Annotated in this window: 10 protein-coding genes; 4 read left to right on the plus strand and 6 right to left on the minus strand. The window is 66.5% G+C overall.

What is annotated here, in order from left to right:
• The first annotated feature begins 255 nt into the window (after positions 1 to 255).
• Together QZM15_RS28955 and QZM15_RS28960 are read left to right on the plus strand one after the other, a co-directional pair.
• Entirely contained in the window at positions 256 to 873 is a 618-nt protein-coding gene (locus QZM15_RS28955) for a glutathione S-transferase family protein (protein ID WP_104013530.1), read from the plus strand.
• A gap of 88 nt (positions 874 to 961) precedes the next feature.
• A complete protein-coding gene (locus QZM15_RS28960; RefSeq protein ID WP_302107760.1) occupies positions 962 to 3031 on the plus strand; it encodes a pyridoxamine 5'-phosphate oxidase family protein in 2070 nt (689 codons plus the stop codon).
• Positions 3032 to 3242: 211 nt separating this feature from the next.
• Here QZM15_RS28960 and QZM15_RS28965 read toward each other — a convergent pair whose 3' ends face one another.
• Together QZM15_RS28965 and QZM15_RS28970 are read right to left on the minus strand one after the other, a co-directional pair.
• The gene (locus QZM15_RS28965) at positions 3243 to 4148 is read right to left on the minus strand and encodes a LysR family transcriptional regulator (RefSeq protein ID WP_104013528.1); all 906 of its coding nucleotides are present in this window, start codon (positions 4146 to 4148) and stop codon (positions 3243 to 3245) included.
• A gap of 285 nt (positions 4149 to 4433) precedes the next feature.
• A complete protein-coding gene (locus QZM15_RS28970) occupies positions 4434 to 5414 on the minus strand; it encodes an AraC family transcriptional regulator (RefSeq protein WP_059578927.1) in 981 nt (326 codons plus the stop codon).
• 129 nt (positions 5415 to 5543) lie between these two features.
• Here QZM15_RS28970 and QZM15_RS28975 point away from each other — a divergent pair, with 129 nt between their 5' ends.
• Positions 5544 to 6080: a carboxymuconolactone decarboxylase family protein gene (locus tag QZM15_RS28975; RefSeq protein WP_099318348.1), complete on the plus strand. Its 537-nt coding sequence runs from the start codon at positions 5544 to 5546 to the stop codon at positions 6078 to 6080.
• 200 nt (positions 6081 to 6280) lie between these two features.
• Here the strand turns inward: QZM15_RS28975 and QZM15_RS28980 are convergent, their stop codons facing one another.
• From QZM15_RS28980 to QZM15_RS28995, 4 genes are all read right to left on the minus strand, one after another.
• Positions 6281 to 7030 (minus strand): amino acid ABC transporter ATP-binding protein, encoded by a 750-nt coding sequence (locus tag QZM15_RS28980; protein ID WP_059578922.1) that lies wholly within the window; start codon positions 7028 to 7030, stop codon positions 6281 to 6283.
• Positions 7017 to 7667 (minus strand): amino acid ABC transporter permease, encoded by a 651-nt coding sequence (locus QZM15_RS28985; protein WP_059638614.1) that lies wholly within the window; start codon positions 7665 to 7667, stop codon positions 7017 to 7019. Before QZM15_RS28985 ends, QZM15_RS28980 begins: the two co-directional genes overlap by 14 nt.
• Positions 7664 to 8350 (minus strand): amino acid ABC transporter permease, encoded by a 687-nt coding sequence (locus QZM15_RS28990; RefSeq protein WP_059578916.1) that lies wholly within the window; start codon positions 8348 to 8350, stop codon positions 7664 to 7666. The genes QZM15_RS28985 and QZM15_RS28990 overlap by 4 nt, the downstream gene beginning before the upstream one ends.
• Positions 8351 to 8439: 89 nt before the next feature.
• Positions 8440 to 9246: a transporter substrate-binding domain-containing protein gene (locus QZM15_RS28995; protein ID WP_059578913.1), complete on the minus strand. Its 807-nt coding sequence runs from the start codon at positions 9244 to 9246 to the stop codon at positions 8440 to 8442.
• A gap of 460 nt (positions 9247 to 9706) precedes the next feature.
• Between QZM15_RS28995 and ansP the strand changes: the two genes are divergently transcribed.
• The gene (gene ansP / locus QZM15_RS29000) at positions 9707 to 11197 is read left to right on the plus strand and encodes an L-asparagine permease (protein WP_124659494.1); all 1491 of its coding nucleotides are present in this window, start codon (positions 9707 to 9709) and stop codon (positions 11195 to 11197) included.
• Positions 11198 to 11481: the final 284 nt, after the last annotated feature.

Below are 11481 nucleotides of genomic sequence, written 5' to 3' on the forward strand. Positions count from 1 at the left end.
ACGGCGTCTTTCAATGCGCGACCGCCGCTCGGTCTCCACGTGCCCGCCGGCCTGCCAGCCGGTTCGGGACCGACACGGAAGACAACGCCAACACGCCCGTCACGCGCCTTGACGACCACACCGGCTTTCGTCCGACTCGTCTGGAAACGAGAACGATCAATTCTCGGCAGCGGGGATTCTGCCGCAGCCGACGAGTTTCTAGACTTACCGCAAGCGATGAGACCTGCTCGTCGCACCTGCCCAAAGGACACCGTCATGAAGCTCTACGTTCACCCGCTTTCCGGTCATTCGCACCGCGCACGCCTGCTCATCTCGCTGCTCGGCATCGAGCACGAACTGATTGAAGTCGACCTGGCCGCCGGCGCGCACAAGTCGCCTGAATTTCTGGCGCTGAACCGCTTCGGTCAGGTGCCGGTGCTGGTGGACGGGGACACCGTGATCGCCGATTCGAATGCCATTCTCGTGTATCTCGCCCGCACGTCGGGCAACCACGACTTCCTCCCGCCATCGCCCGTACAGGAAGCCGCCGTGCAGCGCTGGTTGTCCGTCGCGGCCGGCGAGATCGCATTCGGCCCGGCCGCCGCGCGGCTCATCACGGTGTTCGGCGCGAAGTTCAACGCCGACGAAGTGATCGCCCGTGCGCATCGCATCCTCGCGCTCATCGACGCCGAACTCGCGGCGCGCGACTTCATCGTCGGGCCGAAGCCGACCATCGCCGACGTCGCGTTGTACAGCTACGTCGCGCGCGCGCCGGAAGGCAACGTGGATCTGTCGGGCTATTCGAACGTCGCGGCGTGGCTGCGCCGCATCGAAGCGTTGCCTGGCTTCGTCGAGTTCGTGAAGACGCCGGTCGGGCTCGCGGCGGCTGCGTGAGCGAAGTCGGCCCGTCGCCCGTGCAGGCCGACGGGCGACGCCGGCGCGCCCAATGCGTCATGTGCAAATTCCGTCGAGGAGACACATCTTGAGCACGGTATCGAATGAAGCGAACTCGCCGTGGCATCGGGGCGAACTCGAGCTGCAGGAAAAGACAGGCGTGATGCAGAAGATGGACAGCGTGGGACGGCGCTTCGTCAGGAACCACATGCCCGACCAGCATCGAGCGTTCTTCGCGCAGTTGCCTTTCGTCGTCGTCGGTGCGGTGGCGGACGACGGCGACGTATGGGCGACGTTCGCGTTCGGCTGGCCCGGCTTCATGCAGTCGCCGAACGACAAGCGTCTGCGCATCGACACCGTATTCGATCCGAACGATCCGGCTGCCGGCGGCACGCGCGACGGCGCGGCGATCGGCCTGCTCGGCATCGAACTGCATACGCGGCGTCGCAATCGGCTGAACGGCGTGATCCGCCGCGGCGAGACGCGCGCATTCGATCTCGACGTCGTGCAGAGCTTCGGCAACTGCCCGCAATACATCCAGTTGCGCGATTTCGCGTTCGTACGCGAACCCGATACGTTTTCCGCAATCGCACCTGAGCAGAGCGATCATCTCGACGATCGCGCCCGCGCGATCATCGCGGCTGCCGACACGCTGTTCGTTGCGTCCTACGTCGGCGACGGCGCCGAACGTCAGGTCGACGTTTCGCATCGCGGCGGCAAGGCGGGGTTCGTGCGCATCGGCGACGACGGCGCGCTGACGATCCCCGATTTCGCCGGCAACCTGTTCTTCGCGACACTCGGCAATTTCCTGGTCAATCCGCGCGCGGGCATCGTGTTCGCCGACTTCGAAACCGGCGACGTGTTGCAGATGACCGGTGAAGCCGAAGTCGACCTCGATTCGCCCGAGATCGCCGCATTTCAGGGCGCGGAGCGACTGTGGCGCTTCAAGCCGCGCCGCGTCGTTTATCGCGCCGGCGCATTGCCGTTGCGCTGGACGTTCCGGGCGGAAGGCTGGTCGCCCAACTCGCTGATGACGGGGAGCTGGGACGAGGCCGCGCGCCGCCTGAAAGCGGCCGAACTGGCACGGGCATGGCGTCCGTTCAGGATCGCGAAAATCACCGACGAGAGCACGCTGATCCGCTCGTTCCAGCTCGATCCCGAGGACGGTGCCGGATTGGTGCCGCATCTGGCGGGCCAGCACGTGCCGATTCGCGTGAACCTGTCGGAGAACGGCGCTCCGCTCATCCGCACTTATACGTTGTCGAGCGCGCCGTCAGACGGCGTGTATCGCATCAGCGTCAAGCGCGAAGGACGCGTGTCGTCGCATCTGCATGACATGGTGCAGGTCGGTGACCGCATCGACGTCCGGGCGCCCGCCGGGCAATTCACGATCGATGCGCTCGAGCGCCGTCCCGCCGTATTACTGGCGGCCGGTGTCGGGATCACGCCGATGCTGGCGATGTTGCGTCACATCGTCTACGAAGGCGCGCGCAAGCGCGGCACGCGCAAGACCTGGTTCTTTCACGCCGCACGCTCCGTGAAGGAACGCGCGTTCAGCGACGAGATCGCCCAGCTCGCATCGGTGGCGAACGGCGCGGTGAACGTGGTGCGCGTCCTGTCGGACGCGAGCGGCGCGCGCGAGGGCGACGAGTTCGACGTCGTCGGCCGCATCGATGCGAACCTGTTGCGCGCCACGCTGCCGTTCGACGACTACGACTTCTATCTGTGCGGACCGTCGGGCTTCATGCAGGCGGTCTATGACGGGCTGCGCGACCTGAACGTGGCAGACGACCGAATCCACGCGGAGTCGTTCGGCCCTTCCGGGCTCGAGCGTCGCGCCGATCCGGGCGCGCGTGCCCCGCTGCGTGCGCCGGCGGATACGCCGACACCCGTTGCATTCGTCAAGTCGGGCAAGGAAGCGCGCTGGCAACCGGGCGGCGGCTCGCTGCTGGAGCTGGCGGAGGCGCGCGGCCTGACGCCCGAATACGGGTGCCGGGGAGGCAGTTGCGGCACCTGCCGCACCCGGATCGTCGAAGGCGCGGTGACGTATCCGGTCGCGCCGGCATTCAAGGTATCGGACGACGAAGCGCTGATCTGCTGCGCGGTGCCCGCGCATCGCGAATCGGGCGGCGGCGACCGTCTGCTGCTCGACGTGTAATTCAGAACCCGCGTCACGCGGCGGCGGTTGCCAACGAAAGGCGTTGGATCCGGAAAGACGTCAACGTCGTGCTCGGGCGCGGGCCCGACGATCATCCCGGCCTGAGCGATCTCGGCCTGCAGGGCCTGCTTGCAGACCGAATGCGATGCTTGATACGCGCGCCGTTCGGGATGGTTCCGCCGCGCGCGCCGTGCCGACTCGCCGCTGTCGGCTATGCAGACCACATCGGCGCCTTGGCTCTCAGCTTTTCGACGCAGAGATCGATGAAGGCGCGCGCCTTCCGGTTCGCGTGCCTGCCCTCCCGATGCACGACATGAACCGGAAGCGGGGCAAGTTCGTGCTCGGCCAGCAGCACGCACAGCGTGCCTTGCGCGAGCTCGTCGACCACCTGATAGGACAGCAGGCGCACGATTCCGAGGCCGGCCGTCGCCGCGGCGATCGCGGAATCGTTCGTCGTGGTCACCAGGCGCGGCTGGATAGGGACGGTGAGCGTCTTGTCCCGCGCGCGCAAGCGCCATTCCGGCGCCGGCGTGATGCCCGTCGCCTGGATCGTGACGTGAGCCGCGAGATCGTCCGGATGCCGCGGCGTGCCGTGCGCACTGAGATAAGCGGGAGAAGCGCACAGCACGCGCCGCACCTTGCCGACCGGGATCGCCTGCAGCGACGAATTCGGAAGCTCGCCGATGCGCACGGCCACGTCGGCGCCTTCATCGACGAGATTCACGACGCGGTCCAGAAACCAGCAGTTGAGATTGACGAAAGGATGCTGCTCCAGATACTCGAGCGCGATAGGCGTCACGTAGGTCTTGCCGAACAGCACCGGCGCGGTGACGGTGAGCTGGCCGCGTGGCGTATTGCCGGTGCCGGTGGCGGAAAGCTCCGCCGCGTCGATGTCCGCCAGGATTCGCCGGCAGTCTTCGTAAAACGACGCGCCCGCATCGGTGATGCGGACCACGCGCGTCGTCCGCGTCAAGAGCCGCACGCCCAGATGCTCCTCGAGCTCCGTCATCACGCGGCTGATTACCGACGGCGATACGTTCAGCTTGCGCGCCGCCGATGCGAATCCTTCCGTCTCGACCACCGTGACGAAGGTGGTCATGGCCTGGAGCCTGTCCATGTCTGAAAGATATCCGGGTGAAGTGAACGTGTCCTCACGCGCAGCGTGCGTATCGTGCGCATCCATGTCGCCGCATGGCGGCGGCCAGCATAGCAAAGTTTCGAACCCGCTCCGCGTGCGACATCGGCACGACGATCATGGCCCGTGCATGCACGAGCGTCGTCGACGGATGCGTGGTCGCCGGCCGGCCACGATCGACGCGGCAACATGGCGCGGCCGATCCGCATCCAGGCAATTACGCGAACGCCGTGCCCGGACGGAACCGGCGGCCCAACGCATCGTCCGTCACGCCGAACGCGCCTGCGGCTCCGCGGTTTGCGACGACCGCATGCGCCACTTCGCCGGCGTCATGCCTACCTGCCGTTTGAACACCCGTTGGAATGCGGCCTCCGATCGATATCCGACCGATTCGCCGATCTCCGCGACGGACATCGTCGTTTGCGCCAGCTTGCGGCCGGCCAGCGCCATGCGGATTTCCGTCAGCACATCGCTCGCCGAGCGGCTGATTGCCTCTTCAAAGTGGCGTGCGAACGTGGCACGCGACATGTGACAGAGCGCGGCCAGTTGGGGAAGCGTCCACGGCTTATCTGGTTCATCGAACATGGCCGCGAGCGCCGGCTGCAGCCGCTGACGCTGCGCAAGCGCCAGCAGGCCGCGCGGCGCGTGGCCGGTATCGGACGCGCATCGCAGGGTCAACGCAAACAGCGCGCCCGACAACTGGTTCACGACCGTCGCGCTGCCCGGTCGTTGCTCGAACGCTTCCTCGCGCATCAATTCGATGACGCGGGCGAGCCTGGTGGCCGCGAATGCGGCGTCGCGCGCCGGTCCGTCGCCCTCGCTCACGCTGCTTACCAGCAAACGCCCCGGCAGATGGTCGCGCAGCAACTGCTGCGGCACCGCCGGGAGGATGAAGCGGCCGCAGAGCACATCGGCGCCATCGCGTGTGCGGCCGTTCGTGACAATGGTCAGGCCGTCCTGATGCCGCTCGCGTGCCGGGCGGGGCGGCTTGCCGCTGCCGTCGCGCAGGCTGTGCGCGCTGCCGGAAGGAAACAGCACGATATCGCCGGCTTTCATTCGAAGCGCGGGTTCGCCTTTCGCGCCGGCGTCGCCTTCCACCACGGCCTCGCCGCGCAACAGCACGTGATAGGGAAATTCCCACTCGTTCGACTCGGGATGGTCGATGCGCCACGGCGAGCCGAAGTGGCATCGCACATCGAGCCGTCCGGTGACCGGCATCAGCGCGAGCAGTCGGTCCAGCAGTTCCATATGAGACGTTTGGGCATGAAGTTGCGGAATTATGGCATTAAAGAACTCGCCGTGCACCCCTACACTGACTCCCATGCCATACGACATGGCTAAGCGGTTCAACCCTCAATCCGAACGAAGGAGTCGATCATGTCCCGTCTCACCACCATTCGCCCCGAAGACGCAACCGGCCCGGCCGCCGAAGTATTCGCGAAGATCAAGAAGGCCGTCGGCAAGGTGCCCAATGCGTACGCAACCATCGGAACGCACAGCCCCGAAGCACTCGGCGCGGCGCTGGCATTCGACGCCGCTGTCGCGTCGAGCACGCTCGGCAAGGCAGACATCGAAGTCATCAAGCTGGCGGTCAGCGAATACGCGGGCTGTGACTACTGCGTCGCGGCTCACACGCTGATGGGCAAGCTGGCCGGCCTGACGAGCGATCAGATGAAGCAGGTGCGCGCGGGCGAGGCAACCGGCGACGCCGCGCGGGATGCGCTGGTCACGTATGTCCGCACGCTCGTCGGCACGCACGGCACGGTCCCCGGTGCAGTCGTCGATGCAGTACGTGCAGCTGGCTATACGGAACGTCAGCTGATCGAGATCAATCTTGCCATCGCGTCGATCACGTTCACGAATCTCGTGAACCGCGTGAACGACACGACGCTCGATTTTCCCGCCGTGGAGTAACGGCGCGTCCGTGCGCGGCGTCGGCAACCGAATCCGGATGATTCAGCCGTCGGCCTTCATCGGAACGGATACTCGCCGACGCGCCCGGAACACGGGCGCCGGCGTGCGCCGCCGCCACGCCGGGTGCACACGTACAGCAAGCTCGAATGACCCGTTCCGAAGTCGTCGATCGACATGTGCAGCCTCGCCGGCACCGCGTATCAGCGCGCGGCCGCCTCCGGGTTCCGGACGCTGCCCAGAAACCGCGTCAACTCCACCGTCTGCGGCCGCTCGAAGATCTCGTCGGCCGTTCCGCTCTCCCACACGCGGCCCTGGTGCATGAACACGATCCTGTCGCTCACCGCACGCGCGAAGTTCATCTCGTGCGTGACCATGATCAGCGTCATGTCCTCGCGCGCGAGCTGCTCGACGACGCCCAGCACCTCGCCGACGAGCTCGGGATCGAGCGCGGACGTGATTTCGTCGCACAGCAGCACGCTCGGCTTCATCGCGAGCGCACGCGCGATCGCGACGCGCTGCTGCTGGCCGCCCGACAGTTGTTCCGGAAACGCGTCGAACTTGTCGCCGAGGCCCACGCGCTCGAGCATCAGTTCCGCGATCGCGCGCGCCTGCTGGCGATGCGCCTTCTTCACCACCGACTGCGCGAGCATCACGTTTTGCCCGGCGCTCAGGTGCGGAAACAGGTTGTATTGCTGGAACACCATGCCGACCTTGAGCCGCAGCGCACGCAGGTCCGCATGCCGCGCATCCACGCGTTCGCCGTCGACCGAGATCGAGCCCGCGTCGATGCTCTCGAGCCCGTTGAGCGTGCGCAGCAGCGTGCTCTTGCCCGAGCCGCTGCGGCCGATGATCGACACGACCTGCCCGCGCTCGACGGAGAAATCGATGCCCTTGAGCACATGATGGGTGCCGAAGTTCTTTTCGAGACCACGGGTTTCAACGAGCGGCATGCCATCTCCTTTGCAACGTGCGCGCGTAACGGGTAAGCGGATAACAGAGCGCGAAATAGATCAGTGCGACGAGGCCGTACACGACGAACGGCCGGAACGTCGCGTTCGAGATCGCGATGCCGACCTTCGTCAGCTCGGTGAAGCCGATGATCGACACCAGCGCCGTATCCTTCACGGCCTGCACGCCGAAGCCGACCGTCGGCGCGATCGCGATGCGCGCGGCCTGCGGCAGGATCACGTGACGCAGTTGCTCGACGTAGCTCATTGCCAGGCTCGCCGATGCCTCCCATTGCCCCTTCGGCACGGCCTCGACGCAGCCGCGCCAGATTTCCGCGAGATACGCGCTGGTGAAGAACGTGAGCCCTGCCGTGGCCGCGACCCACGGCGGCACGTCGAGCCCGACGAGCGGCAGGCCGAAGAACACGATGAACAGTTGCATCAGCAACGGGGTGCCCTGGAACACTTCGATATAGAGCTTCGCGACGCCGCGCAGCAGTGTCGAACTCGATACGCGCATCACGAGCAGCCCGAGGCCGACGAGGCCGCCCGTCACGAACGACACGATCGACAGCACGATCGTCCAGCGCGCGGCCAGCAGCAGGTTCGTGAGAATCTGCCCGAACGTGAAATCGGTCATCGCGCACCTCGCAGGCGACGGGAGAACAGGCGGCGGCCCATCGCGCCGAGCGTGGCGCGCAGCAGCAGCGCCATCGCCAGATACGCGAGCGTGATCACGAAGTACGTCTCGAACGCGCGGAAGTTGCGCGACTGAATGTAGCCGGCCGCATAGGTCAGGTCGGCCACCGAGATCTGCGACACGACCGCCGAACCGAGCATCGTGATCACGATCTGGCTCGACAGCGCGGGAAACACCTTGGCGAGCGCCTGCGGCAGCACGACGTGGCGCAGCATCTGCGCGCGCGACATCGCCAGCGCCGACGCGGCCTCCAGATGCCCTTTCGGCACGGCGGCCACGCCCGCGCGCACGATCTCGACCGAGTACGCACCGAGATTGAGCGTCATCGCGAGGATCGCGGCCGTGTATTCGTCGATGTGCACGCCGAGCGCCGGCAAGCCGAAGAAGATGAAGAAAAGCTGGACGACGAACGGCGTATTGCGGATCGCCTCGACGTACGCGCCGATCAGCGGGCGCAATCGTACGGCCGCGCGCGCGTCGGCGCTGTACGCGGCCGCGCCGAGCACGCCGACCGCCACGCCGAGCACGGTCGCGACCGCGGTCAGCGCGAGCGTGATCGCCGCGCCGCTCGCGAACACGCCGACGTATTCGGCGAGCTCGCCGAATTGAAGCTGGTAGCTCATGGGAACGGAATGAATTCGGGTTCGGACAACGACACGCGCCGGGCCCGGCATGCCGGCAGCGGCGACGTGTCAGGCGACACGACGATTCGTCACAGTCCGGCCGGCAGCGGCTGGCCGAGCCACTTCCGCGACATCTCGCCCAGCGTGCCGTCCTGCTTCGCATGCGCGATCGCATCGTCGATCTTCGCGAGCAGGCGCGGTTCGTTCTTGTTGACGCCGACGAAGCACGGCGAATTCTTGATCACGAACTTGACCTCGGGGCGGCGCGGCGGATTCTTCGCGAGAATCGCCGCCGCGACGATGTTGCCGGCCGCGATCAGTTGCACTTGCCCCGACAGGAACGCCTGGATCGTCGCGTTGTTGTCCTCGAAGCGCTTGATCGTCGCGTTCGGCGCGAGCTGCGACAGCGCGATCTCCTCGAGCGCGCCGCGCGTGGCGCCGACCGTCTTGCCGGTCAGGTCGGCGGGCGCGCTCACCTTCACGTCGGACGGGCCGAACACGCCCTGGAAATACGGTGCGTACGCGCTCGAGAAATCGATGACCTTCTCGCGCTCCGGCGTCTTGCCGAGCGACGAGATCACCATGTCGACCTTGTTGGTCGTCAGGTACGGAATCCGGTTCGCGCTGTTCACGGGCACCAGCTTCAGCTTGACGCCGAGCGCCTTGGCGAGCAGGCCGGCCATGTCGATGTCGTAGCCCTGCGGCTGCATGTCCGTGCCGACCGAGCCGAAAGGCGGATAGTCCTCGGGCACCGCGACGCGCAGCGTGCCGTTTTTCGCGATGGTGTCGAGCGCATCGGCATGGGCCGGCGCGGCGGCGAACAGCGCCATCACGGGTGCGGCGATCAACGCAGCCAGCCAGGTGCGTCGGGGGAACGGTCGGGTCGTCGGGCTCACGGTGAATCTTCCTTGTCTGGTATGTCGTCGGGGCGCGCGCAACCGTTGCGCGGCCCGACACGACTCCAGCAAGAACCGGGCCACGCCCCGTGCAACGCTTGCCGCACCGACCCAGCCGGGCAACCCGTCGATCCGCATTCCTCATTTCGGTGCATGAGCCGGCGCCGGCGGCGGCGGTTGCCCTCACAGGGCGCGCCGGCGCACCAAATTAACTGACCGGTTCACCCGCCGCCCGGCCCCTATGCACGGATTCGAACAGGCCCAGTCGAAATTTGCATTCCGTTTGTGACGGGAATTACGGCTGAATACGTTCGCGACGTACCGTGCCGTTCGCCACGCCCGGCGAATCGCAATCAGGGCAGGTGCGCTTGATTCCGCGCCCTCGTCCGCCGGTACCGGTGGTCCCGATCGCCTCGCGATCGGGATGAATTCAATCCCATCCGTGCGCGAGGATACCGTCATGGCATCGATTCCCGAACCGTCGACAACCGGCGAAACCGACAAACGCAGCTGGCTCGAATCGCACGAAGCCGGCTATCACCAGACCCTCGGCAATCGACAGGTGCAGATGATCGCGATTGGCGGGGCCATCGGCACCGGGCTGTTTCTCGGGGCGGGCGGCCGACTGCAGGCCGCCGGCCCGTCGCTCGCGATCGTCTATCTGGTGTGCGGCGCGTTTTCGTTCCTGATCCTGCGCGCGCTCGGCGAGCTCGTGATGCATCGCCCCAGCAGCGGCAGCTTCGTGTCGTACGCGCGCGAATTCCTCGGCGAGAAGGCATCGTTCGTCGCCGGCTGGATGTACTTCCTGAACTGGGCGATGACCGGCATCGTCGACATCACCGCCGTCGCGCTCTACATGCATTACTGGGCGCCGTTCGCGGCCGTGCCGCAGTGGATCTTCGCGCTCGTCGCGCTCTGCATCGTCGCGACGATGAACCTGATCGGCGTGAAGTGGTTCGCCGAGATGGAGTTCTGGTTCGCGCTGATCAAGGTCGCCGCGATCGTGCTGTTTCTCGTGATCGGTTCGGTCATCCTCGGCACGGGCATGCCGGTCGCCGGCCATGACACCGGCATGCATCTGATCACCGACAACGGCGGGTTCTTTCCGCACGGACTGATGCCGGCGCTGGTGCTGGTACAGGGCGTGGTGTTCGCGTTCGCGGGCGTCGAACTCGTCGGCACGGCCGCCGGCGAATGCAAGGATGCGCGCAAGGTGCTGCCGCGCGCGATCAACAACGTGATCTGGCGCATCGCGATTTTCTACGTCGCGTCGGTGGTGCTGCTGGTGTGCCTGCTGCCGTGGAGCGCGTACAAGGCGGGCCAGAGCCCGTTCGTCACGTTCTTCGGCGCGCTCGGCGTGCCGGGCATCGGCTCGGTGATGAACCTCGTCGTGCTGACCGCCGCGCTGTCGAGCCTCAACTCCGGCCTGTATTCGACGGGGCGCGTGTTGCGTTCGCTGTCGATGGGCGGCTCGGCTCCCGCGTTCCTCGCGCGAATGAGCGCGCAATCCGTGCCGTACGCGGGCATTCTGGTGACGGTCGCGATCTATGTGGTCGGCGTGCTGCTCAACTATCTCGTGCCGTCGAGCGTGTTCGAGATCGTGCTGAACATCGCGTCGCTCGGCATCGTCAGCACATGGGGCTTCATCGTCGTGTGCCAGATGAAGTTCCGCGCCGCGGTCAGGCGCGGCGAGGTGGACGACGTATCGTTCAGGATGCCGGGCGCACCCGTGACGTCGTGGCTCACGCTGCTGTTCCTGCTCGGCGTGCTGGTGTTGATGGCGTTCGACTACCCGAACGGCACGTGGACGATCGCATCGATCCCGCTGGTCGCGCTGCTGCTCGTGGCCGGCTGGAAGTGGCTGAGCCGTCGCGCGCGCCGCGCGTTGCTCAAGCCGACGATTCCGTCGGTCACGCTCACGCAGAACGTACTGGAGAAAGGAGACGACTGAGCCACGGCCCGGCGCGACTCGGCGACCGTTCCCGCCGAGTCGTACCGGGTGTCCAGCGGCGCCGTGTGGCAACGATCGGGGACGAGCACCCGGGACGCCACGTCCGCACGGCATGGCTCACCGACCGGCAAGGCGCTCGCAATGGGTGGGTCGCGCGCGACAAGCGGCCGGCGGCATCCCGCCGGCCCCGTCGGCGTCAGTTGACCTGAAGCTGGCCACCGCGGCCCAGCCCGCCCTTCACGTCCTGCGCCTTGTAGCTGCGCAGCGCGACGACCATCTTGTTC

Origin of the sequence: Burkholderia sp. AU44665, assembly GCF_030504405.1 — a bacterium.
In the GTDB taxonomy this organism is placed as follows: Bacteria; Pseudomonadota; Gammaproteobacteria; order Burkholderiales; family Burkholderiaceae; genus Burkholderia; species Burkholderia semiarida.

Coding starts and splice junctions, on each gene's coding strand:
- QZM15_RS28990 (WP_059578916.1), bottom strand. CDS start 8,350: ATGAGCTACCAGCTTCAATTCGGCGAGCTCGCCGAATACGTCGGCGTG.
- QZM15_RS28955 (WP_104013530.1), top strand. CDS start 256: ATGAAGCTCTACGTTCACCCGCTTTCCGGTCATTCGCACCGCGCACGC.
- QZM15_RS28965 (WP_104013528.1), bottom strand. CDS start 4,148: ATGGACAGGCTCCAGGCCATGACCACCTTCGTCACGGTGGTCGAGACG.
- QZM15_RS28980 (WP_059578922.1), bottom strand. CDS start 7,030: ATGCCGCTCGTTGAAACCCGTGGTCTCGAAAAGAACTTCGGCACCCAT.
- QZM15_RS28975 (WP_099318348.1), top strand. CDS start 5,544: ATGTCCCGTCTCACCACCATTCGCCCCGAAGACGCAACCGGCCCGGCC.
- QZM15_RS28970 (WP_059578927.1), bottom strand. CDS start 5,414: ATGGAACTGCTGGACCGACTGCTCGCGCTGATGCCGGTCACCGGACGG.
- QZM15_RS28985 (WP_059638614.1), bottom strand. CDS start 7,667: ATGACCGATTTCACGTTCGGGCAGATTCTCACGAACCTGCTGCTGGCC.
- ansP (WP_124659494.1), top strand. CDS start 9,707: ATGGCATCGATTCCCGAACCGTCGACAACCGGCGAAACCGACAAACGC.